Consider the following 22,337-nt stretch of genomic DNA (forward strand, 5'->3'; position numbering starts at 1 on the left):
AGGAAGGCCCCGCACCGATTCCGGTGCGGGGCCTTCCTACGTTTCAGCCGAACCTCAGCGCAGCGCGGCCGCCTTACGACGTGCGGCGGTCGCCTTCTTCGCGGCGGCGGCCTGGGCGTCGGTCTTCGGGGCGGCCTTCTTGGCCGGAGCCTTCTTGGCCACCTTCTTCGCCGGCGCGGGGGCGGCGGGCGCGGCGTCGAGGACGTTCTTCAGGAACTGCCCGGTGTAGCTTTCCGCCACGGCCGCAATGTCTTCCGGGGTGCCCTCGGCGATGACGGTGCCACCACCGGAACCGCCCTCGGGACCCATGTCGATCACCCAGTCGGAGGTCTTGATGACATCCAGGTTGTGCTCGATCACGATGACCGAATTGCCCTTGTCCACCAGACCGTTGATCACGCCCAGCAGCTTGCGGATGTCCTCGAAGTGCAGGCCCGTGGTGGGCTCGTCGAGGATGTAGATGGTGCGGCCGGTGGAACGCTTCTGCAGTTCGGCGGCCAGCTTCACGCGCTGTGCTTCACCGCCCGACAGCGTCGGCGCGGACTGGCCCAGGCGCACATAGCCGAGACCGACATCCACCAGCGTCTTGAGGTAGCGGTGGATGGAGGTGACCGGTTCGAAGAACTCCGCGGCCTCCTCGATCGGCATATCGAGAACCTCGGCGATGGTCTTGCCCTTGTAGTGGACTTCCAGGGTCTCGCGGTTGTAGCGCGCACCGTGGCAGACCTCGCACGGGACGTAAACGTCCGGGAGGAAGTTCATTTCGATCTTGAGCGTGCCGTCGCCCGAGCAGGCCTCGCAGCGGCCGCCCTTCACATTGAAGGAGAATCGGCCCGGCTGGTAGCCGCGCACCTTCGCCTCGGTGGTGGCCGCGAACAAGGTCCGGATCTTGTCGAAAACACCCGTGTAGGTGGCCGGATTCGAGCGCGGGGTGCGGCCGATCGGCGACTGGTCGACCTGCACCAGCTTGTCGAGATGATCGAGGCCGTTGACCCGGGTGTGGCGGCCCGGCACCTGGCGCGCACCATTCAGCTTGTTCTGCAGCACGGTCGCGAGAATGTCGTTGACCAGCGTCGACTTACCCGAACCGGACACACCGGTGATGGCGGTGAGCACACCCAGCGGGAAACTCACGTCGATGTTCTGGAGATTGTGCTCGATCGCGCCGACCACGGTGAGCTGCTTCTTACGGTCGATCGGCCGCCGCACCAGCGGCACCTCGATCTGCTCGCGGCCGGAAAGGTAAGCGCCCGTGAGTGATCGCGGGTCCTTCAGCAACCCCTCGTACGGGCCCGAGTAGACGACCTGGCCGCCGTGCTCACCGGCCAGCGGGCCGATATCGACCACCCAGTCCGAGGCGTGAATGGTGTCCTCGTCGTGCTCGACCACGATGAGCGTGTTGCCGAGACTCTTGAGGCGCGTGAGGGTTTCGATGAGGCGGCGGTTGTCGCGCTGATGCAAGCCGATGGACGGTTCGTCCAGCACGTACAGCACACCCACCAGGCCGGACCCGATCTGCGTGGCGAGCCGGATGCGTTGCGCCTCACCACCGGACAGCGTGGCCGCCGCCCGCGACAGGGTCAGGTACTGCAGGCCGACATCGAGTAGGAAGCCCAGTCGCGCCTGCACCTCCTTGATCACCTGGACGGCAATGGCCGCCTGGCGTTCGTCCAAGGTCAGGCCGTTCAGGAACGCCGCCGCATCCCCGATCGACAGATCCGACAGGTCCGCAATGGATTTGCGGTCCTCCCCCGCCGACAGCGTGACCGCCAGGATCTCCGGGCGCAGCCGCGCGCCGTTGCACACCGGGCACGGGATGTCCCGCATGTACCCGTCGTAGTGCTCCTTCATCGACTCCGATTCGGTGGCGTCCATGCGCCGCTGCAGGAACGGCATCACACCCTCGAAATCGGCGTAGTACGAACGCTTGCGGCCGTATCGGTTGGTGTAGGAGACGTGCACCTGCTCGGAGCTGCCCTCGAGGACCGCCTTGCGGGCTTTGAGCGGCAACTGGCTCCACGGCGTGTCCATGGAGAAGCCGATCGCCTCGGCCAGGCCCGACAGCAGCCGGGTGAAGTATTCGGCGGTCTGCCCGCGCGACCACGGCGCGATCGCGCCGTCCGCCAGGCTCAGATCCGGGTCCGGCACAACAAGATCGGGATCGACCTCCTTGCGGATACCCAGACCCGTGCAATCCGGGCACGCGCCGTAGGGCGAGTTGAAGGAGAACGACCGCGGTTCCAGATCCTCGATATCGAGGGGGTGCCCGTTCGGGCAGGCCAGCCGCTCGGAGAAGCGCCGCTCCCGATCGTGGGCGTGCTCGTCACGATCCACGAAGTCCAGCACCACGATGCCGTCGGCCAGCCGCAGCGCGGTCTCGATCGAATCCGTCAGGCGCTGTTTGGAACTCGACTTCACGGCGAGGCGGTCCACGACCACCTCGACATCGTGCTTCTCCTGCTTCTTGAGCTTGGGCGGATCGGTGAGCGCATGCACCACGCCGTCGACCCGGACACGGGAATAGCCCTGCCCGTTCAGCGACTCGAACAGGTCCACGAATTCGCCCTTGCGGGTGCGCACCACGGGCGCGAGCACCTGGAACTTGGTGCCCTCCGGCATGGCCAGCACCTGATCCACGATCTGCTGCGGGGTCTGCCGGGCGATGAACTCACCGCAGACCGGGCAGTGCGGGGTGCCCGCGCGCGCGAACAACAGCCGCAGATAGTCGTAGACCTCGGTGATGGTGCCGACCGTCGAGCGCGGATTGCGGTTGGTCGACTTCTGGTCGATGGACACCGCCGGGGACAGGCCCTCGATGAAGTCCACATCCGGTTTGTCCATCTGACCGAGGAATTGGCGCGCGTACGCCGACAGCGATTCCACGTAGCGGCGCTGTCCCTCGGCGAAGATCGTGTCGAAGGCCAGCGAAGACTTGCCAGAACCGGACAGACCGGTGAAAACGATGAGACTGTCGCGAGGTAGGTCGAGATCGACCCCTTTGAGGTTGTGCTCCCGCGCTCCGCGCACCGTCAGGCGATCCGCCACTGGCCATCCTTCCAACGTTTCAGCATCCAGACATACCCCCGACGGCCATGCTAGGGGTACCCACCGACAAGTTCGCTCACGGCGGTTGAAACGCTGGTCACAGCGTGTTTATTGCGCGGCCTCGCAGACCGCGACCGAACTCACGCCAATTTCTCGACCGCGGTACCGGCGATATAGCTGCCCATCGTGCTCGGCAATGCCCGCCGCACACAGCCCGCGATCACGCGCGGCTGGAATCCCCGATCCCGCTCCCGCTCGCGCGTCCGATCCTCCGAACCGGTCGCGGTCACCAGCGCGAGATCCCCGTCGAAGCGCCGATACAGCAGCCGCCCGCGGCGGGCATCGGCGTCGGTGAAGAACAGATACGGTAGCCCGCTCGCGCACAACCGCGCGACCGCCTCGTCCTCGAGCAGCGACGGCACGTTGTCACGCGCCCGCGCCACTGTCCGCACGCCGAGCGGACCGGTCCAGCAGACGACCGCCTCGGCCCCGGTGTCCGCGTCCAGGAACAGGTGCGCGTCGTAATCCATGGCGTCCAGCACCCGCGCTGCCGCCGCGGGTGTGGCCACCTGTAGTCGACAGTCCTTGCGCCGCACGATCGGTCGCGGATCGGTGACCGCGGACAGCGAGGGTCGCGCGGGATCCGGCCAGGGCCGGGACAATTCGTCCGGCGGGCAGCCCAGCCGCAGATCCAGCCGCTCCAGCGCGAAGGTGGACGCGAACCGTCCCGGCCCGGCGACCTGCACCCGGAACGCCTTCCCCAGCGTTCGGATGCTCGCCTGCACCAACGTGGTGCCGGTGTCGGAGTCGGGCCAGTGCAGGCGAACCCGCACCGGCCCTTCCACTCCGTGGCGGCGCAGGATTCTGCCCAAACCGCGCACCACCCGGGTCACCTCCCCCGACGGGACGGGCCCATCCGTGGCCACTACGAAATCCGGATCGATTCCACTCGACCACACATCGAACGCGCCCATAGCCGACCCCGCTTCCGTGTTCCGACCCGGCAACCCGACTCCCATGGCAACACACCCTCCCGGCCCTCGACAGTGCCGAAAGTCCCAAAACCGACCACTTTCAGGGAAAATTCTCCGACAAAAAATCATGGCGCGTTCACTGGTACTGGAATTAGGGACCTTCGGCGGTATCTCCCTGGCACGCCGCGAGTTACGTTGGGCCATACCACTCGCGCGCAGCCCTCACGCGTCCACGACATTGCCGGGCCGCGTCCACGACACCGATGAGCTTGGAGGCCGTCGTGATCAAAGTCTTCCTGGTCGACGATCACGAGATCGTCCGCCGCGGCCTGACCGATCTGCTCGAGGAGGATCCCGAACTGACCGTGGTCGGCGAGGCCGGCGACGTCGCCCAGGCGCTCGCGCGAATTCCGGCCCTGCGCCCGGATGTCGCGGTGCTCGACGTGCGCCTGCCCGACGGCAACGGCATCGAACTGTGCCGGGACCTGCTCGCCGACATCGACGATCTGCGCTGCCTGATCCTCACCTCCTACACCGACGAGCAGGCCATGATGGACGCCATCCTGGCCGGGGCCAGCGGGTACGTGGTCAAGGACATCAAGGGCATGGAACTGGCCAAGGCCATCAAGGAGGTCGGCGCGGGCCGCTCGCTGCTGGACAATCGCGCGGCCGCCGCCCTGATGGCGCGACTGCGGCGCAGCACCGAATTCGACGGCCCGCTGGCCGGTTTGACCGATCAGGAACGCAAACTGCTCGACCTGCTCGGCGACGGGCTGACCAACCGGCAGATCGCCGAACGCATGTTCCTGGCCGAGAAGACCGTCAAGAACTACGTGTCGCGGCTGCTGGCCAAACTGGGCATGGAACGGCGCACCCAGGCCGCCGTGCTCGCCTCGAAACTCCGTACGGGACAGTCACGTTCGGCATGACAACCTTCCGGCAACCTCGGACGGCATAGACTTCCCCTGCCGTGTCGCATCCGCCGGACCGCAGGACAACAATGCACGACATTCCCCGCACCGGCCCGTACTCGGTGCGTGAAACGCTGTCGCAACTGCGATTACGCGAATTGCTCACCGAGGTCAAGGATCGGGTCGAACAGATCATCGATGCCCGTGACCGCATCGACGGGCTGGTCGAGGCCATGCTCACGGTGACCTCCGGGCTCGATCTGGACCAGACGCTGCGCACCATCGTGCGCGCGGCCACCATCCTGGTCGACGCCCGCTACGGGGCACTCGCGGTGCGCGGGCACGAGAAGCAGCTCAACCAGTTCATCTTTCACGGTGTCGACGAACAGACCCGGGTGCTGATCGGGGATCTGCCCGAGGGCCACGGCGTGCTGGGCCTGCTGCTCGACAAACCCGAACCGCTGCGCCTCGACGATCTGCAGCGACATCCGGCCGCCGTCGGCTTCCCGGCACACCATCCGATCATGCGCAGCCTGCTCGGCATGCCGGTGCGGATCCGCGGCGAGGTCTTCGGAAACCTGTATCTCACCGAGAAATCCGGCGGCCACCCCTTCACCGAGGACGACGAGGTGCTGTTGCAGGCGCTCGCCGCCGCGGCCGGTATCGCCGTCGACAACGCGCGACTCTACGAGCAGGCCCGCACCCGGCAGGCGTGGATCGAGGCCACCCGCGATATCGCCACCGAATTCCTGGCCGACACCGAACCCAGCAAGGTGCTCGCGCACGTGGTCGAGCACGCGCGCGAGCTGACCGCCTCGCAGCGGGCGCTGCTGGCCGTGGTCGATCCCGACGACCTGCCCGAACAGGTCGCCGAACTCGTTGTGGCGCAATGGTCGGTACCGGGCGAGGCGTTGCCGCCGGTCAAGTCCTCGAAGTCCAAGAAGTCCACGCCACCGCGGCAGGTGGTCCGTGCCACGGACACCGCCGTCGGCAAAGCGCTCACCACCCGCACCCCGCTGCGGTTCGACGACGCCCGTCACATCGACCTGGGCCTCCCCACCCCTTGGAACGGGCCCGCGCTGGTGTTGCCGCTGCATACGCCCGATTCGACGCTGGGCGTGCTGATCACGCTACGTTCGGCCGAATCCGCGCCCTACACCGACGAACTGGTGGAGCTGATCGCCGCCTTCACCGACCAAGCCGCGCTGGCCATGCAGTTGGCGGTGGCGCAACGGCGCATGCGCGAACTGGACATCCTCACCGACCGCGACCGCATCGCCCGCGACCTGCACGACCACGTCATCCAGCGGCTGTTCGCCATCGGCCTGTCGCTGCAGGGCACCGTGCCGCGCGCCCGGCTACCCGAAGTGCAGCAACGGCTTTCCGACGCCATCAACGATCTGCAGGACGTGGTGGAGGAGATCCGCACCTCCATCTTCGACCTGCACGGCGGTGACGGGCACAGCACCCGGCTGCGCCAACGCCTGGAACGCGCGATCAAACAGCAGACCACCGCCACCGACATCCGGGCCCTCATGCACGTCACCGGGCCGCTGTCGGTGGTCGAACCCGCGCTGGCCGATCATGCGGAAGCCGTTGTCCGCGAAGCCGTCTCGAACGCCGTCCGCCACTCCGGCGCCGACACCATCACCATCGACATCGGCGTCGCCGACGACCTCACCATCGTGGTCGCCGACAACGGCTGCGGCATCCCCGACGGCATCATCCCCAGCGGCCTCACCAACCTGGCCCGCCGTGCCGAACAATCCGGCGGCAGTCTCGCGGTATATCCGCGCCGGGGCAAAAAGGGCAAGAGCGACAACGGCACCGGCGAAGACGACGACCCGAGCGCGGGCAGCAGCACCGGCACCAAACTCCACTGGTCCGTGCCGCTGCACTAGCCGATCGGACCGAGGACCACGGCGGAGTTGTGGCCGCCCATGCCGAGGGCGGTTTTCACGGTGATGCCGTCGACACCGTGTTGGACGCCGTCGACCAGGCGCGCGTGAGCGGGGGCGACGATCGGGGCGGAGACCAGGATGTCGCGGTCGTAACCGAGTGCGGCGGCGGCCAATTCGACTCCGGCCGAGGCGGCCTGGCAGTGACCGGCGAGGGGTTTGAGGGCCACCACCTGGGGGCGGTCGTCGAAAAGCTGTGCCAGCAGGGCGGTTTCGGCGGCATCGCACTGGGCGGTGCCGGAGCCGTGGGTGTTGAGGTAGGCGACCTCCTCGGGGTGCACGTCGGCACTGGCCAAGCCGCGGCGCACGCATTCGAAGATCTGCTCGTAGGACGGTTCCACCGAGATCACGTGGTGGCCGTCATTGGACATGCCACCGCCCAGCACCGCCGCGTACGGGCGGTCGGCCTCGCGGGTCACTACGAATCCCACCGACGCCTCGCCGAAGCCGAAGCCGCGGCTGCCCTCCTGGAACGGGCGGCAGGCATCCAGCGGGTCGGTGTCGTCGACCGCTGCGCCCAGTCCTACGAAGGGCTGCACCATTTCCGGAATAGCGGACATATCGGTCGCGACAACGAGGACGTCGTCGGCGATGCCCTGGGCCATCCACATCTGCGCGGTGATCATCGCCACATTGGACGAGGAGCAGGCGGCGGTCACATTCATGGCCGGGCCGTGAAACCCGAACTCGGTCATCAGCATCGACACCGGGGTCGAGGGAAGTAATCGCAGATAGTCGCGGGAGCGCCGCTGCCCGCCGTCGACGGTGTAGAAGTCGCGCCACTCGTAGACGTTGCCGAGCACGATGGCGTGCAGCAGCCCGACCGTGCGACCGGGCCGCCAGCCGCGCTCCTGCGCATCGCTCACCGCCTCGCGCGCCGCGCCCATGATCGCGCGCAGATACCGGCTGTCCGGCAGGTCCGGATCGCCGCCTTCCGGCACGCGGGCAACCCATCCGTTCCGATCGCGTTCGGGCCCGTACCCTGGGAAGAGCCGGGCGGCGGGTTTGCCGCTCAGCAAACCCTCCCAGAGGGTTTCACGGCCCCAGCCGTACCCGGTGACGGCTCCGATTCCGGCAATCGTCATATGATCTTGATGCCGACCTGTGGTCTCGGGTTCGCGGATGGTGCCAGGCATTTGCATCGCTCCTTTCGGGACACTGCCCGTAATGATCACCAATCTCGGGCCGATGCTGTGCAGGACTGTGATTCATTCAATACCGCTGAGAACGTGCACTAGCAACTTTTCAGATAACGAGTATGGTGCCGTGCTCCAGCGACGTGTTGCAACGACGAGCAGGGGGTGCGTGAAGTGGCGGGTAACGATCGGGCGAACGACCCGGCCGATGCCGAACAGCTGGCCCAGCGGTACCGATCCCTCGTCGACTACAGCCCCGACGGGGTCGTGGTCCACGAGCGCGGCACCGTCGTCTACGCCAATCCCGCGATGCTGCGCCTACTCGTGGCCGAGACCCCCGACGACGTCGTCGGCCAACCGGTCATGGACTTCGTCGAACCCGACTCCGTCGCCCCCATGCTCGAGCGCATCCGCCGCCTCACCATCGCCGGCACCGCGTCGGTCCCCACCGAGATGACCCTGCGCCGCTGCGACGGCGGCAGCGTGGACGTCGAGACCGTCTCGGTACTGACCGCGTGGCACGACCACCTCGCCTATCAGGTGGTCGTCCACGACCTCACCGCGCAGCGCGCCGCCGAGGCCGCCGCGGCGCGCGCGGAACAGTTCTTCGCCACGGTGGTGTCGCAACTGGAGGAGGGCGTCGTGGTGATCGCCAAGGACGGGCGCATCGAATCGGCGAATCCGGCCGCGCGCCGCATCTTCGGCTACGACGCCGACGACCTGGTCGGCACCCACATCTACGACATTCCGCTGTGCCTGCTCGACGCCAACGCCCAGCCCATGCCCACGTCCTGGTATCCGGTCATCCGCACGCTGGCGACCGGGGAGATGGTGACCCGCTTCGTGTTCGGGCTCGACCGGCCCGACGGGCAGCGCCGGTGGCTCTCGGCCAACAGCCGCCTGCTCAATCCCGACGATCCGGAATCGGCGGCGGTTTCCTCGTTCAACGACATCACCGAATTCCGCGCCAGCCGAAGGCAATTGGAGTATCAGGCCACCCACGACCCGCTGACCGGGCTGGCCAATCGGGCGCTGGTGCTCTCCCGCCTGTCGGCGGCGCTGGGCACCAGCGAGAACCTGCCGGTGTCGAGCGTGCTGTTCATCGACCTGGACGGGTTCAAGGCCATCAACGACAGTCTCGGGCACGCCATCGGCGACACCGTGCTGCAGATCGTGGCGCAACGGCTGCAACGCGGACTGCGCGCCGACGACATCGTGGGGCGCATCGGCGGCGACGAATTCCTGGTGCTGCTGTCCGGGCGCACCCTGGGCGACGATCTCGAGGCACTGATGACGCGGCTGCGACAGACCATGGCCGAGCCGATCATCGCGCGCGGGCACCGCATCCAGGTCGACGCCTCCATCGGCGTCACCCATCTGCACACCGGTGACGGCCGCACCCCCGAGGCCGTGCTGCACGACGCCGATCTGGCCATGTACCGGGCCAAGGCGACCGATCACCAGAGCACGACGCTGAGCCGACGCAGCGACAGCACCCACGCTTCCTGAGCTCCTCGTCACGTTAACCAGCCGGTACGGCACGCGCCGCAATCGCGAACTAGACTCGATAACTCTGTTCTCGATGCTTCGCGTGCCGCGCCCGTGCCGGCAGACGTGGTGAACAAGGAGTTCCGTTTTGCCCGACCTCACCGAGGAGCGTTCCGTGTCAGAAGCCGCCAACGCGGTATCCCCGGACATGGAGCGCGAGCAGCAGTACCTCACGAAGCTTTACGAACAGCTCGACGCCATGCGCGCCTACGCCCAGCGGCGGCTGCGCACCGTGCTGCTGGAGACCGGCGGCACCCCGCAGGCGCGCACCGAACGCGAGTCGTTCTCGCAGCTCTACTCCGAGGATCTCGCCAAATACGATGCCGCCGAACACGGCCTATGTTTCGGCCGCATCGATATCAACGACGGCAGCGGCGAGCCGAGCAGCAATGGTGACGGCGCCTCCGGCAATGGCGACGAACCGCGCTACATCGGCCGCATCGGCATCCTCGACGAGAGCGCCGATTACGAGACGCTGCTGCTGGATTGGCGCGCGCCCATGGCCCGCCCGTTCTACCTGGCCACCACCGCCGCGCCCGACGGTGTGACCCGGCGTCGCCACATTCGCACCCGCAACCGCAGTGTCACCTCGATCAACGACGAGTACCTGGACCTGGATGCCGCCCGCCGTGACGGGGTGATCGGCGGCGACGGTGGCGTCGGCAGCGAGAGCGCCCTGCTGGCAGCGCTCAATGCCGCCCGCACCGGGCACATGAACGACATCGTCGAAACCATTCAGCACGAACAGGACGCGATCATCCGCTCCGAGCACAAGAGCGTGCTCGTGGTGCAGGGCGGGCCCGGCACCGGCAAGACCGCGGTGGCGCTGCACCGCGCGGCGTACCTGCTCTACACCTACCGTCAGCAGCTGGACAAGGCCGGCGTGCTGATCATCGGCCCGAACTCCACCTTCCTCGACTACATCGGTCAGGTGCTGCCGTCGCTGGGTGAGACCGGCGTGCTGCTGTCCACCATCGGCGATCTGTACCCGGGAGTGCGCGCGACACTGGAGGATTCGCTGCGGGCCGGGGAGCTCAAGGGTTCGCTCGCCATGCTCGAGGTCCTCAAGAAGGCGGTGCGCGACTGGCAGGAGGTGCCGCGCGAGCCGATCCGGCTCTACTTCGACGGGCATCAGCTGGAATTGAACCGCGCGATCGTCACCAAGGCCCGCGGTCGCGCCCGCTCCTCGCGTCGCGCCCACAATCTCGCGCGGCCGATCTTCGCCGCCGGTGTGGTGGACGCGCTCACCGATCAGCTGGCCGCCGCCATCGGCGCGAACCCGCTGGGTGGGCGAAACCTGTTGAGCCAGACCGATCTCACCGAGATCCGTGACGAGATGCGCGCCGACGCGGAGATCCAGCGCGCCATCGCCGGGCTGTGGCCGATCCTCACCCCGCAGGAGGTGCTGGGCGGGCTGTGGGCCGACCCTCGTCGCCTGGGCAATGCGGCCGGGCAGCTGAGCGCCGCCGACCGGGCCGAGCTGTATCGCTCCGACAGCGGCGAGTTCAGTGCCGCCGACGCCCCGCTGCTCGACGAGCTGGCCGAACTGCTCGGCATCGACGACAGCGAGGAACGCGAACGCTCGCGGCGTCGCTGGCGCGCCCAGCTGGCCGAGGCCCAGGACGCCCTGGACATCCTGACCGGTTCCGCGCCACAGGATCTCGAGGACGACCTCGACCCGGAACTGCTCATGGCCTACGACCTCATCGACGCCTCCCAGCTGGCCGAACGCCAGCAGGTGCGGACCCGGCAGACCACCGCCGAACGCGCCGCGGGCGACCGCACCTGGACCTACGGGCACGTCATCGTGGATGAGGCACAGGAGCTTTCGGAGATGGCATGGCGAATGGTGATGCGCCGCATCCCCAATCGCTGGATCACCGCCGTCGGCGATGTCGCGCAGACCGGTGACCCGGCGGGCGCGTCCTCGTGGCAGCAGGTGCTGGAACCGTATGTGGCCAAACGCTGGAAGCTCACCGAACTGACCGTCAACTACCGGACGCCCTCGGAGATCATGGCGGTGGCGGGCGACGTGCTGGCCGCCATCGACCCGGCCGCGCCCGCGCCGCGCTCGGTCCGCGACTCCGGATTCGCGCCCACCGCCGTGCGGGTGGCGTCCACCGAACTGGGCGACGAGATCAAGCGGCTGATCGCCGCCGAGGCCGAACAGCCGGGGACCACCGCGGTCATCGTGCCGCACGATCTGGCCCCGGAACTCGCACACCTGACCGATGATTCGGTGCGGGTGCTCACCGTCCACGACGTGAAGGGCCTGGAGTTCGACGCGGTCATCCTCGCCGAACCGCAGGGGATCCTGGCCGAGTCGCCGCGCGGCCTCAACGACCTGTACGTGGCCCTCACCCGCGCCACCCAGCGCTTGGCCGTGGTGCACTCGGAGGACCTGCCCGCGGTCCTGCACCGACTGGGCTGAGTCCGCCAACAGCGAAGCGGCCGAGCCCATTCGGGCTCGGCCGCTTCGTCGTAAAGGGGGTTCGGGGGCTTGCCCCCGTATCCTCCGGGTGTGGGGCGAAGCCCCACTCAGCGCACGGTGTGCACGATCAGCACATCGCTGCGCGACTTGCGGGCCACGTCCGACGGTACGGAACCGAGCAGGCGACCGGCCAGGGTGTTGAGGCCGCGGTTACCGACCACGAGCAGGTCGGCGTCCACCTCCTTGAGCAGGTCCAGCAGCGACTCGACGGGCTCGCCGACAACAGCCTTCTCGACCACGTTCACCGCGCCGACGGCGATCGCCTTGTCGCGTGCCACGCGCAGGATCTCGCTGGTCGGAGCGGAGCCGCGGACCTGGTATGCCTCTTCCTTCAACACGTCCGCGGCCGCGGCCACGTCACGGTCGTCGGTCGGGAAATACGCGCAGGCGATGTACAGCGTGGCACCCTCGTCGCCGGCCAGAGCCGCGGCCCGCTCGACGGCGACGTACGACGAGTCCGAGCCATCGGTACCGACGACGATCGTCCGGTAGGCGGTCATTTCTCCTCCAAGTACAAGGGTCGGGGCCGCGACGTCCACAACGGTGGGGTTACCGCCGCGGCAACTTCGCCTGACAATAGCGGCATAACAGGCGGAAATATTCGATATCGCAACACATCACACTCACGTGGCGTGGCCGACACCTCACACATTGCACATCCGGGTCGAACAGGGCATCGGCTACCAGCCAATTCCCCGGACGGTCGCGACGCGGCCCACATAATGCCAACACCGTTGCCGCGCTGGGAGATTCGTCACAAGCCCGATTTCAGTGGAACCGACCGCGGGCCGCTCGCTGTGAGAACTCACAACGAGCGACCCGCGAATCAGTGACTTCGCCTTGCTTCACAGCTCGCGAAATTCGGCCCACAACCAGCCGAGAATCGCGGTGAGGACGGCTGTATCCACCAAACGCATGCGATCCTCTTCCCTACCGGCCGATCAATGACGCGCAATACTATAGCGCCGTGATCGGATCAGAGGCTGAAAAGCGGTCCGGTGAGCGTCAATCCGAGATCCGCGCCGACGTCGGCGAAGAACGCGAACACCATGAGCGCGGCGCCGGCGAGGCCGATGTCCTTGTTGAAGTGCGCCATCTCGCCCTGCTTGGCCTGCGGGTCGGTCTCCTTCCAGCAGGCGTGCATCAGGAAGGCGGTCGCTTCAGGACGAGAGTGCGATGCGGGCGTACTCCAGCGGCGGCATGCCGATCTCCTTGGCGAACTCGTTGGAGAAGTGCGCCTGATCGAAGTAGCCGAGTTCGACGGCCAGGGCGGCGAGGTCCGAGGTGCGGCCGTCGGCGAGCAGTTGCGCGCCGTCCTGGAGGCGGTAGCGGCGCAGCACCCACTTCGGGCTGCCGCCGACATACCGGCGGAACAGGCGCTGCAAGGTGCGAATCGGAATGTCGAAACGGTCGGTGACCTGGTCGACCCGGGTCAGGTCGGGATCATGCTCCATCGCCTCGATGATCGTCAGCACCTGCCGGTAGGCGGAGTCGTCGCCGGCGGCGCGCTGGGCCGCGACGAGAAAGTCCTCGATCAGATCGCGGCGATGTTCCTGGTCGGCGGTGGCGAGCACGGCCTCGCTTAAGGCGTCCACGCCGGGAAAGATCTCGGCCGCCGGGACCGAGGTGTCGCTGTACGCGCCGACGTCCAGGCCCGTGAACGCACCGAAGCCGCCCGCCCGGAACTTCACCCCGAATGTCTCACCCTGCCCGGCCAATTCGCGCATGTATTTGGTGGTCCACACGCCCGTCACGAACGCCCCGGTGCGCTCGTGGGTGCGTTCGAAGGTCAGGTTCACGCACGGATAGGACAGCACCTCCGCCTGAAAGGGCGGCAGGCCGCGCCGATCCCAGCGGACCGCCCAGTACCACTCGACGTAGCGGGACACCCGTTCCCCCGCGGCCAGGCGGCTGTGATTGTTGGCCGCGTTCTGCTGCCGCGGCCGCAGAATGCCCTTCGCCGTCTCCGGCGGCGGTACCGGACGCGACGCGAACCCGCCCGGCTCGTGGTCTCCGCTGCTCATCGCCCCTGTCGCTTTCTTACAAGACCATCGCCGCGGCGACGAGAAGAGTGAATCCCATGAGCGACACCGTGAATCCCGTCCCCGAGGGCTACCACGCCATCACCTGCTTCCTGGCCGTCCCCGACGCGAACGCGGCCATCGACTTCTACACCGCCGTCTTCGGCGCGAAACTGCTGAGCCGCAACGATCTTCCCGACGGCCAGGCCGCCCACGCCGAACTCCTGATCGGCGACTCCACCATCCAGGTCGGCATGCCCATCCCCGACGAGGGCCTGCGCGCCCCCGCCGACGACTGGGTCCACACCAGCGTCGTCCACTACTGCTCCGACGTGGACGCGGTCTCCAAGCTCGCCACCGAACACGGCGCCCGCTTCGTCTCCGACCCCGCCACCTTCATCACCGGCGACCGCTACGGCCGAGTAATGGACCCCTTCGGCCACCGCTGGATCGTCATGACCCGAGTCGAAAACGTCTCCCGAGAAGAAGCCGAACGCCGCGTCAACGAATGGATGGCCCAGCAGGGTTGATGATCGGGAGCCGCTCTTCCTCACGACAAGCCGGCGGCGTCCATGCCGCGTAGTTCCTTTTTGAGGTCGGCGATTTCGTCGCGGAGGCGGCCTGCCAGCTCGAATTGGAGTTCTCGGGCGGCGTTCATCATTTGGGCGGTCATGTCCTTGATGAGGTCGGCGAGTTCGGCGCGGGGCATGTTCTTGATGTCGCGGCCCTCGTAGACACCGGCGCTGACGGCGCGGCCGGGTTCGCCTTGGGCGCGGCGGCCGCGGCTGGCGTTGCGGCCGGAGCCGCCTACCTCGACTTCGGTTTCTTCCGCTTCGCGGTAGACCTGGTCGAGGATGTCGGCGATCTTCTTGCGCAACGGTTTCGGGTCGATGCCGCGCTCTTCGTTGTAGGCGACCTGCTTGGCGCGGCGGCGCTCGGTCTCGTCGATGGCGTGGCGCATGGAGTCGGTGATCTTGTCCGCGTACATGTGGACCTCACCGGAGACATTGCGCGCCGCGCGGCCGATGGTCTGGATGAGGCTGGTCGACGAACGCAGGAAGCCTTCCTTATCGGCGTCGAGGATGGCGACCAGCGATACCTCGGGCAGGTCGAGACCCTCGCGCAGCAGGTTGATGCCCACGAGCACGTCGTATTCGCCGAGGCGCAACTGCCGCAGCAGTTCCACGCGGCGCAGCGTGTCGATCTCCGAGTGCAGGTAGCGCACGCGCACACCCAGACCCAGCAGATAGTCGGTGAGATCCTCGGCCATCTTCTTGGTCAGCGTGGTGACCAGGACCCGCTCGTCACGCTCGGCCCGCAGCCGGATCTCGTGCACCAGATCGTCGATCTGTCCCTTGGTCGGCTTCACCACGACATGCGGATCCACCAGCCCGGTCGGCCGGATGACCTGCTCGACGAATTCACCGCCGGACTGGCCGAGTTCGTACGGGCCGGGCGTGGCCGAGAGGTACACCGCCTGACCGATCCGGTCGGCGAACTCCTCCCAGGTGAGCGGCCGGTTATCGACCGCCGACGGCAGCCGGAACCCGAACTCCACCAGATTCCGCTTACGCGACATGTCGCCCTCGTACATGCCGCCGATCTGCGGCACGGTGTTGTGCGACTCGTCGATGATGAGCAGGAAATCCTCGGGGAAATAATCCAGCAGCGTGGCCGGCGCGGTACCCGCCGCACGACCGTCGATATGCCGCGAATAATTCTCGATCCCGGAACAGAAGCCGACCTGTTTGATCATCTCCAGGTCGTACTGGGTGCGCATCCGAAGTCGTTGCGCCTCCAGCAATTTGCCCTGCTTCTCCAAATCCGCCAGCCGCGCCTCGAGTTCCACCTCGATATCGCGCACCGCGCGTTCCATGCGTTCCGGACCCGCCACATAGTGGGTGGCCGGGAAAATGCGGACCATATCCACCTGCCGCACCACATCACCGGTCAACGGGTGCAGATAGTAGAGCGCCTCGACTTCGTCCCCGAAGAATTCGATGCGCACCGCCAATTCCTCATAGGAGGGAATGATTTCGACGGTATCGCCGCGCACCCGGAACGATCCACGGGTGAAAGACATGTCGTTGCGCGTGTATTGCACATCCACCAGCAACCGCAGCAACCGATCGCGGTCGATCTCCTGACCGACCTCCAGCTCCACCGACCGGTCGAGATACGACTGCGGCGTGCCCAGACCGTAGATGCACGACACCGAGGCGACCACCACCACATCGCGCCGTGACAGCAGGCTCGAGGTGGCCGAGTGCCGCAGCCGCTCGACATCGTCGTTGACCGAGCTGTCCTTCTCGATATAGGTATCGGTCTGCGCGATGTACGCCTCGGGCTGGTAGTAGTCGTAGTACGAGACGAAGTACTCGACCGCGTTGTTGGGCAGCATCTCGCGCAGCTCGTTGGCCAACTGCGCGGCCAGCAGCTTGTTCGGAGCCATGACCAGCGTGGGCCGCTGCAGCCGCTCGATCAGCCACGCCGTGGTGGCCGACTTACCGGTGCCGGTGGCACCGAGCAGCACGATGTCCTTCTCCCCCGCCCGGACGCGCCGTTCCAGTTCCTCGATGGCGGCAGGTTGGTCACCTGCGGGTTTGTGTTCGCTGACCACCTGGAACCGACCATCGATGCGCTCGATCTCGCCGATGGGCCGGTGTTCGGAGTGGGCCATCGGCACGTCGTCCGGGATCTCGGTTGCGAATGCCATGTGCCCAGCCTAGGACCACCCACCGACAAGTGTCGGCCGCGGACGCGCGGTGTCCGGTCCGCGGAGCAAGGCGTTCGGGCCGTAGGGCGAGGCAACGTCGCCCGAGAGTGGCTCGCGGGCGCGAGCCACGCCTCCGCAGCGGAGCGACCGTACCAATTCTCTAGTCGCGCACTCAATTCGGTAAAGGAGTTCTAATGTCCGAATTAGCCCGTGCCCCAGTGGATTTCACGCCCTCGCGACTACGTGATGTCGCGTAGATCTCAGTCCGTTCACAGGGGTTTGAATCGCAGTCTCCGGGTGTACTCTGGGCTCGCTGGTCGCACGATTCGAGAGAAGGCAGGGCGATGACCGGTCTGTTTACGCCACAGCGGAATTCCACCAATGGCACACGCCCGCATGCAGCGATCGGTAACACTCCTCCGGTGTCCCCGCATCGCCCAAGGCTCGAATACTTCAATCTCGCGGATCTCTCGTGGACCGATTATCGCGGGTTTCTACACCCCGTGGAGCGAATCCACGCAGAACCGTTCGGTCTGTATGTCGAACGGACCGTGGATAATCCGCGCTACCACTACATCGAGACCTGGATGCTGCCCGAGCTCACGCTGCGCGCCACGGTCTACCACCTGCGCCCCGGCCACTCCCGCGGCCAGACCTACTACCTCGACATCGGTGAGTACGGTCAGTGCGCGGCCAAGAAGTGGAGCGCCCAGAGCCACTATCTGCACGTGGTGGCCCGCCCCGGCCAGGTGCCCGAGCTCGTCGGTATCGACGATCTGCTGACCGCCCACGCCGCAGGCTATTTCGACACCGCCCAGACGCACCGCGCCATCGAGCGCGCCGCCGCGGTGGTGGACGGGATCGCCGGCTGCAACCACGATGTGGATGCCTGGCTCGGCCGCCAGGGCATCACGCTCACCTGGCTCTAGAGACGAGAACACCCGGTCCGCAATGGGTTCGGACCGGGTGCCGCAGGCCGGAAGACTAGCCGGACAGGCTCGGGAGCAGTCCGTTGAGTCCGCAGCCGAAGCTGCCGAAGCTACTGGCAGGCGACACGTCCACGGCCAGCGACTTGGTGATCAGGTCCTGGGTCGCGGTCAGCGTGTGCGAGCCGGTCGTGCTCGGGGTCCAGCTGGTGGTGACACTGTTGCTCAGCAGCGACGGGGTTACCGGGTTGCCGATTTCGGTGCCGTTGTCCTTGAAGCTCACCGAGGTCAGGCGGTCGAGCGTGACGGTCGCGGTGAGCGTGTACGAGCAGCCGACATTGTGGGCCGAACCACCGGAGATCGTCAGATCACTCGGCCAGGCACCGGCCTGCGGCGCGACCAGGACGGCGACTCCGGCCACCGCGCCGAGGGTCATGGCGCCCAGACCGACCCGCCGGGCGCCGGGATTGATTTCGTTCATTCAGATACTTCCCTTGGTCGAAGCGCCCGCCCAGGTGCGACGGACGCGGGTGCGCGAAGGAACAAGCGCAGGCCGCACATTAACGAAACATCACCGCTTCAGATTGGCTTTTCGGAAAATCCGGCCCGCCCCGCACCGGATTCCAGCAATCTGTCGGCGACGCAACATCCGCTCCCCTGGACGACCGCCGCCGGAGCAGCGATGCTGAATGGCATGACTCGGGCACCCGCGGTGAACCTGCACCGACCCAAGGTGGAGTACTTCAATGTCGACGAGCTCACCAATATCGATCCCAAGGGTTTCGTACGACAGGTGGAGCGCTATCAGGTCGAGCCGTGGGGGCTCTACATGGCCCGCACCTCCGACCATCCCGAGTTCCACTACATCGAATCCTGGCTGCTGCCCACGGTGTCGTTGCGTGCCACCGTCTTCCACTTCACCCCGGCACACCTGCGCGATCAGGACTACTACATCGATATCGGCGAGTTCGCGCAGGTCGGTCCGAAGCAGTGGAAATCCGTCGACCACTACCTGGATCTGGTGGTGCGCCAGGGCCGCGACGTCGAGCTACTCGACGTGGACGAACTGCTCGCCGCCCATGCCGCCGGTTACCTGACCCTGACCGAGGCGCAGCAGGCCATCGAGTCCGCGACCTCGACGATCGACGGAATCGCCGCGCACGGCCACAGTTTCGAGGCGTGGCTGGCCAAGCAGGGAATCGAACTGACCTGGATGTAGCCTCGCGCTAGCCGGGCTGTCCGGTCTCGGCGAGCACCCGCGGGTAGACCTGTTCGAACCACGGCGTCTTCACCGCGAGGTACGCCTCGATGGCAGCCGGATCGGTCAACCCTGCAGCGGCGGCCTCGGCCTTGCGCTTGATCTCGAGGTACTCCGCACGGGCGGCGGCGTCGGCACGCAGCCACTGCACGAACGCGAGCGCGAAACGCTGTCCCGGCCAACCGTCCACGCGCACATGAACATTGACCGGGCGGCCCGGATCGGCGTTGACGTGGATGCGCTTCTCCCACAGCGCCGGATCGGTGCCGGGCTTCGAATCGTCGGTTGTGATGTGGTCCAGGCGGGGAAAACCGATGGCCTGCAAGGACTCTCGCAGCGAGTCCGCGACACCGAGATCGGCGACGGTGATCTGGATATCGAGCACGTCCTTGGCGGGCAGCCCCTCGACCGCCGTCGAGCCGATGTGATCGATGCGCCGGGCGCGGTCACCACACGCCACGGCCAGTCGAGCGATGACGCGTTGCGCCTGGGCCGCCCAGGTCGGATCCGGTTCGACCAGGCGCACGGCACCGCGCGGGGACCGGGTCCCGGTCCGCAGGTTGTGCTCGAACGGCACCAGCCGTTGCGCCCACAGGTCGCGGATCACCGGCTCCAATTCACCCGGCGCACCGCTGTTGTCGAGCAGCACATCCCCCGCCGCGCGACGCTGGTCGTCGGTGGCCTGGGCCTGGATGCGGGCCAGCGCGTCCTCGGGAGAGATACCGCGGAAAGCTTCGAGCCGGTGCACCCGGGTCTCGACATCGGCCATGACTACCAGCACGAGGTTCATGAACGGGCCCAGCCCGTTCTCGACCAGCAGCGGAATGTCCTGCACCACAATGCCGTCCGCGGGTGCGGCGGCGATGAGTTCGGCGGTGCGCTTGCCGACCAGCGGGTGGGTGATGCCGTTGAGGGTGGCGCGGGCCTCGTCGGTGGCGAACGCCTTGGCGGCCAGGGCGGGCCGGTCGAGGCTGCCGTCGGCGGCGAGGATGTCGTCGCCGAAGGCGGCGACCAGCGCGGCCAGCCCCTCGGTGCCGGGCGCGACGACCTCGCGGGCGATGACGTCACTGTCGACCAGTACGGCACCGAGTTCGGTCAGAATGCGGGCCACGGTGGATTTGCCCGCGCCCATGCCTCCGGTGAGACCGATTCGCAACATTGGTCCAGTCTCGCATTGCGGCCGGTCGGGGCGGCGATCAGGGTTGCCCGCGCAGCCTCCGGGATTACCCATCCGGGCCTGCGGTTTCACCTGCAAGCACAGTCCTTGGCCGTTCCGTGACGCCGACGAGATCATTTCGCAACTTTTTCGGTCAATCCCGACCGTTTGTCGGCAACATTCCGACACGCCGGGGCGTACGTCGCGCAATATTCGGCGATCCACACTTTTGTTCGGCTATGGTTCGCCGCAGGCGATAGTGGGCCGGTTAACACGCAAGAGAAGGATTATCAGTGGGCACCAACAAACTCCAGACGGGTCGCCACCGTCTGGGCCTGGCGGGCACCGTGCATTGTCTCGAGATCCCCGCCGTCGCAGCCGCTCTCGCCGAATACCGGCGACCCTGGCTGACCGCGCTCCTCAGCCCGGCTCGGCACAGCTTCGCGGCCATGCGAAAACGGTCGTCCGAACCCACTCGCGTGCGGAACTGGGTACCGGCCACCGTCGGCTGATCCATCCCCCGAAACCAACAGTGGCCCGGCCCTTTCGGACCGAGCCACTGGTTTTGTGTGCGTGTTACACGATGCCGCTCGGCTTACGACGCGTGCCCGGATCCTGCGTGGGCATGGCATTCGGCGGAACCGGGTAGGGGATGCCGCCGGTCGCGGTGCCCAGTGCGATATTCGGGCCGCACTGGGCGATCGCGGCCTCCACCTTCCGATCGGCCGGTGCGAACGCGGGTTTCGTGGCGTCCGGGCTCGACCCGAAGTCGAAGGCCGAGGTCATGTCGCCGGTGACGCTGCGCCGCCACGAGGTCAGGTTCGGCACGTCCACCCCGAAACGCTTCTCGATCAGGCGCAGCTGCGAGGTGTGATCGAAGGTCTCCGACGACACCAGTCCACCACGGCTGTAGGGCGAGATCACGAAGCACGGCACGCGGTAGCCGAGTCCGATCGGGCCGGTGATGCCCTCGTGCTTCTTGTCCACCGGCACGGTGATGTACTCCCCCGGCGTGCCCGCGGGCGCGGTCGGCGGGGTGACATGGTCGAAGAAGCCACCGTTCTCGTCGTAGCTGACGATGAGCGCGGTCTTCTCCCACACGGCCGGATTCGAGGTGAGGATGTCGAGCACCTGCATGATGCCGACCGCACCGAAAGCCGGTGGCAGCGCGGGATGTTCGCAGTTCAGCAGCGACGGGATCACCCAGGACACGGCCGGTAGCTGGTTGGCGGCCACATCGGCGGCGAAGTCCTGCGGGTAGGCCGGGGCCTTACCGCGCCGGGCCAGTTCCGACGCCGGGTCCGCGGCCTGCTTGAAGCAGCCGAGCATGCCGTCGAGGATCACCGAGGACAGCGGGCCGACATCGCGGTTGTTGTAGATCTTCCAGCTGACCCCGGCGTCGGAGAGGTTCTCCGGCATGGTCCGCCAGCTGTAGGCGTTCTGCGGGATCAGGGTCGGCGTCTCGAGCAGCGGACCGCCGTTCCGGCCGTCCGGGTCGATGGTCGCCGACATCCAGTACAGCCGGTTGGGATCGGTCGGGCCCAGCACCGAGCAGTGGTAGCTGTCGCACAGGGTGAAGGCATTGGCCAGGTCCCAGTGCACCGGGACGTCGTCCTTGGTGTAGTAACCCATTGCGGCGGGGCCGTTTCCGGCGCCGACCGAGGCGATGGACATGGGCATCCAGCCGTCGTTCTTACCACCGTTCCACGCCTTGTGCATGGCCGCCCAGCTGTGGTCCGGGTCGTTGATGCATTCACCGTCGAGGGTGGCGCCGCGGGTGGTGTCGAGGCGGAACGGATTGAGGAAACCGTCCGGGGTGGGACCGACGCCGGGCGTGTAGCCGTACTGGTTCCAGGCCGGAGACGGATCGTCGAATCCCCGTACGCCGGACATGGTTCCGAAGTAGTGGTCGAAGGACCGGTTCTCCTGCATGAGCAGCACGATGTGCTCGATGTCGCCGAGTCCGCCCATGCCGGCCGGGTCGGCGGCGTAGGCCCGCTCGATGATCGGGTTGGCCAGTGAGGCGAGCGACGCCGCACCGCCCGCGGCCATGGCTTTCGCCAGAAAATCGCGCCTGTTGATTCCGGCGAACACGCCCATGCTCCGGTGATGCCTTCCGCTAGGAGTGAATGAATTGAACGCCCCGAAGCTATCCGGTCGCGCGTCCAGTTCGCATCCAACCCTCGAATGATGACGG

At 67.0% G+C, this 22,337-nt stretch carries 18 protein-coding genes; 8 read left to right on the forward strand and 10 right to left on the reverse strand.

The window, feature by feature from the left end; all coding sequences use genetic code 11:
* Positions 1–54 precede the first annotated feature (54 nt).
* On the reverse strand, positions 55–3,045 hold the full coding sequence (gene uvrA, locus ACFXHA_RS39980) for an excinuclease ABC subunit UvrA (protein WP_379365701.1): 2,991 nt from the start codon (positions 3,043–3,045) through the stop codon (positions 55–57).
* A 140-nt stretch (positions 3,046–3,185) separates the two neighbouring features.
* Positions 3,186–4,019 carry a sigma 54 modulation/S30EA ribosomal C-terminal domain-containing protein gene (locus ACFXHA_RS39985; RefSeq protein ID WP_379365703.1) on the reverse strand — a complete coding sequence of 278 codons (834 nt, stop codon included), beginning with the start codon at positions 4,017–4,019 and terminating at the stop codon, positions 3,186–3,188.
* Between the two features lie 281 nt (positions 4,020–4,300).
* On the opposite strand from ACFXHA_RS39985, the gene ACFXHA_RS39990 reads away from it, so the two are divergent.
* Both ACFXHA_RS39990 and ACFXHA_RS39995 read left to right on the forward strand, forming a co-directional pair.
* On the forward strand, positions 4,301–4,948 hold the full coding sequence (locus ACFXHA_RS39990; RefSeq protein WP_354846173.1) for a response regulator transcription factor: 648 nt from the start codon (positions 4,301–4,303) through the stop codon (positions 4,946–4,948).
* A gap of 71 nt (positions 4,949–5,019) precedes the next feature.
* Positions 5,020–6,831, forward strand: a complete 1,812-nt coding sequence (locus ACFXHA_RS39995) for a GAF domain-containing sensor histidine kinase (protein ID WP_379365705.1) — start codon at positions 5,020–5,022, stop codon at positions 6,829–6,831.
* Here the strand turns inward: ACFXHA_RS39995 and ACFXHA_RS40000 are convergent.
* A complete protein-coding gene (locus tag ACFXHA_RS40000) occupies positions 6,828–8,024 on the reverse strand; it encodes a beta-ketoacyl synthase N-terminal-like domain-containing protein (RefSeq protein WP_379365707.1) in 1,197 nt (398 codons plus the stop codon). The genes ACFXHA_RS39995 and ACFXHA_RS40000 overlap by 4 nt on opposite strands.
* A gap of 174 nt (positions 8,025–8,198) precedes the next feature.
* On the opposite strand from ACFXHA_RS40000, the gene ACFXHA_RS40005 reads away from it, so the two are divergent.
* A complete protein-coding gene (locus ACFXHA_RS40005; protein ID WP_379365709.1) occupies positions 8,199–9,533 on the forward strand; it encodes a diguanylate cyclase domain-containing protein in 1,335 nt (444 codons plus the stop codon).
* A 187-nt stretch (positions 9,534–9,720) separates the two neighbouring features.
* On the forward strand, positions 9,721–12,003 hold the full coding sequence (locus ACFXHA_RS40010) for a HelD family protein (protein WP_379366001.1): 2,283 nt from the start codon (positions 9,721–9,723) through the stop codon (positions 12,001–12,003).
* Between the two features lie 107 nt (positions 12,004–12,110).
* Here ACFXHA_RS40010 and ACFXHA_RS40015 read toward each other — a convergent pair whose 3' ends face one another.
* From ACFXHA_RS40015 to ACFXHA_RS40025, 3 genes are all read right to left on the reverse strand, one after another.
* The gene (locus ACFXHA_RS40015) at positions 12,111–12,563 is read right to left on the reverse strand and encodes a universal stress protein (protein WP_379365711.1); all 453 of its coding nucleotides are present in this window, start codon (positions 12,561–12,563) and stop codon (positions 12,111–12,113) included.
* Positions 12,564–13,039: 476 nt separating this feature from the next.
* Positions 13,040–13,207, reverse strand: coding sequence for a hypothetical protein (locus ACFXHA_RS40020; RefSeq protein WP_379365712.1), 168 nt, complete (start codon positions 13,205–13,207; stop codon positions 13,040–13,042).
* Positions 13,208–13,223: 16 nt separating this feature from the next.
* Positions 13,224–14,087 (reverse strand): helix-turn-helix domain-containing protein, encoded by an 864-nt coding sequence (locus ACFXHA_RS40025; protein ID WP_379365714.1) that lies wholly within the window; start codon positions 14,085–14,087, stop codon positions 13,224–13,226.
* 56 nt (positions 14,088–14,143) lie between these two features.
* Here ACFXHA_RS40025 and ACFXHA_RS40030 point away from each other — a divergent pair, with 56 nt between their 5' ends.
* Positions 14,144–14,614 (forward strand): VOC family protein, encoded by a 471-nt coding sequence (locus ACFXHA_RS40030; RefSeq protein ID WP_379365716.1) that lies wholly within the window; start codon positions 14,144–14,146, stop codon positions 14,612–14,614.
* Positions 14,615–14,634: 20 nt separating this feature from the next.
* Here ACFXHA_RS40030 and uvrB read toward each other — a convergent pair whose 3' ends face one another.
* Positions 14,635–16,800: an excinuclease ABC subunit UvrB gene (gene uvrB, locus ACFXHA_RS40035; protein WP_379365718.1), complete on the reverse strand. Its 2,166-nt coding sequence runs from the start codon at positions 16,798–16,800 to the stop codon at positions 14,635–14,637.
* Positions 16,801–17,222: 422 nt separating this feature from the next.
* On the opposite strand from uvrB, the gene ACFXHA_RS40040 reads away from it, so the two are divergent.
* A complete protein-coding gene (locus tag ACFXHA_RS40040; protein WP_379365720.1) occupies positions 17,223–17,729 on the forward strand; it encodes a DUF402 domain-containing protein in 507 nt (168 codons plus the stop codon).
* A gap of 55 nt (positions 17,730–17,784) precedes the next feature.
* On the opposite strand, the gene ACFXHA_RS40045 is transcribed toward ACFXHA_RS40040, so the two are convergent.
* Positions 17,785–18,207 carry a hypothetical protein gene (locus tag ACFXHA_RS40045; protein ID WP_379365722.1) on the reverse strand — a complete coding sequence of 141 codons (423 nt, stop codon included), beginning with the start codon at positions 18,205–18,207 and terminating at the stop codon, positions 17,785–17,787.
* 213 nt (positions 18,208–18,420) lie between these two features.
* On the opposite strand from ACFXHA_RS40045, the gene ACFXHA_RS40050 reads away from it, so the two are divergent.
* Positions 18,421–18,945, forward strand: a complete 525-nt coding sequence (locus tag ACFXHA_RS40050) for a DUF402 domain-containing protein (protein ID WP_379365724.1) — start codon at positions 18,421–18,423, stop codon at positions 18,943–18,945.
* Between the two features lie 7 nt (positions 18,946–18,952).
* Here the strand turns inward: ACFXHA_RS40050 and coaE are convergent, their stop codons facing one another.
* Entirely contained in the window at positions 18,953–20,143 is a 1,191-nt protein-coding gene (gene coaE, locus ACFXHA_RS40055) for a dephospho-CoA kinase (protein ID WP_379365726.1), read from the reverse strand.
* A gap of 290 nt (positions 20,144–20,433) precedes the next feature.
* Here coaE and ACFXHA_RS40060 point away from each other — a divergent pair, with 290 nt between their 5' ends.
* Positions 20,434–20,652, forward strand: coding sequence for a hypothetical protein (locus ACFXHA_RS40060; RefSeq protein ID WP_379365728.1), 219 nt, complete (start codon positions 20,434–20,436; stop codon positions 20,650–20,652).
* Between the two features lie 64 nt (positions 20,653–20,716).
* Here the strand turns inward: ACFXHA_RS40060 and ACFXHA_RS40065 are convergent, their stop codons facing one another.
* The gene (locus ACFXHA_RS40065; RefSeq protein WP_379365730.1) at positions 20,717–22,240 is read right to left on the reverse strand and encodes a phospholipase C; all 1,524 of its coding nucleotides are present in this window, start codon (positions 22,238–22,240) and stop codon (positions 20,717–20,719) included.
* Positions 22,241–22,337 lie beyond the last annotated feature (97 nt).

The organism is Nocardia sp. NPDC059240, assembly GCF_042753865.1.
Taxonomy (GTDB): domain Bacteria; phylum Actinomycetota; class Actinomycetes; order Mycobacteriales; family Mycobacteriaceae; genus Nocardia.

Coding starts and splice junctions, on each gene's coding strand:
- ACFXHA_RS40045 (WP_379365722.1), bottom strand. CDS start 18,207: ATGAACGAAATCAATCCCGGCGCCCGGCGGGTCGGTCTGGGCGCCATG.
- ACFXHA_RS39985 (WP_379365703.1), bottom strand. CDS start 4,019: ATGGGCGCGTTCGATGTGTGGTCGAGTGGAATCGATCCGGATTTCGTA.
- ACFXHA_RS40000 (WP_379365707.1), bottom strand. CDS start 8,024: ATGCCTGGCACCATCCGCGAACCCGAGACCACAGGTCGGCATCAAGAT.
- ACFXHA_RS40010 (WP_379366001.1), top strand. CDS start 9,721: ATGGAGCGCGAGCAGCAGTACCTCACGAAGCTTTACGAACAGCTCGAC.
- uvrB (WP_379365718.1), bottom strand. CDS start 16,800: ATGGCATTCGCAACCGAGATCCCGGACGACGTGCCGATGGCCCACTCC.
- ACFXHA_RS40015 (WP_379365711.1), bottom strand. CDS start 12,563: ATGACCGCCTACCGGACGATCGTCGTCGGTACCGATGGCTCGGACTCG.
- coaE (WP_379365726.1), bottom strand. CDS start 20,143: ATGTTGCGAATCGGTCTCACCGGAGGCATGGGCGCGGGCAAATCCACC.
- ACFXHA_RS40030 (WP_379365716.1), top strand. CDS start 14,144: ATGAGCGACACCGTGAATCCCGTCCCCGAGGGCTACCACGCCATCACC.
- ACFXHA_RS40050 (WP_379365724.1), top strand. CDS start 18,421: ATGACTCGGGCACCCGCGGTGAACCTGCACCGACCCAAGGTGGAGTAC.
- ACFXHA_RS40025 (WP_379365714.1), bottom strand. CDS start 14,087: ATGAGCAGCGGAGACCACGAGCCGGGCGGGTTCGCGTCGCGTCCGGTA.
- ACFXHA_RS40020 (WP_379365712.1), bottom strand. CDS start 13,207: ATGCACGCCTGCTGGAAGGAGACCGACCCGCAGGCCAAGCAGGGCGAG.
- ACFXHA_RS39995 (WP_379365705.1), top strand. CDS start 5,020: ATGCACGACATTCCCCGCACCGGCCCGTACTCGGTGCGTGAAACGCTG.
- ACFXHA_RS40065 (WP_379365730.1), bottom strand. CDS start 22,240: ATGGGCGTGTTCGCCGGAATCAACAGGCGCGATTTTCTGGCGAAAGCC.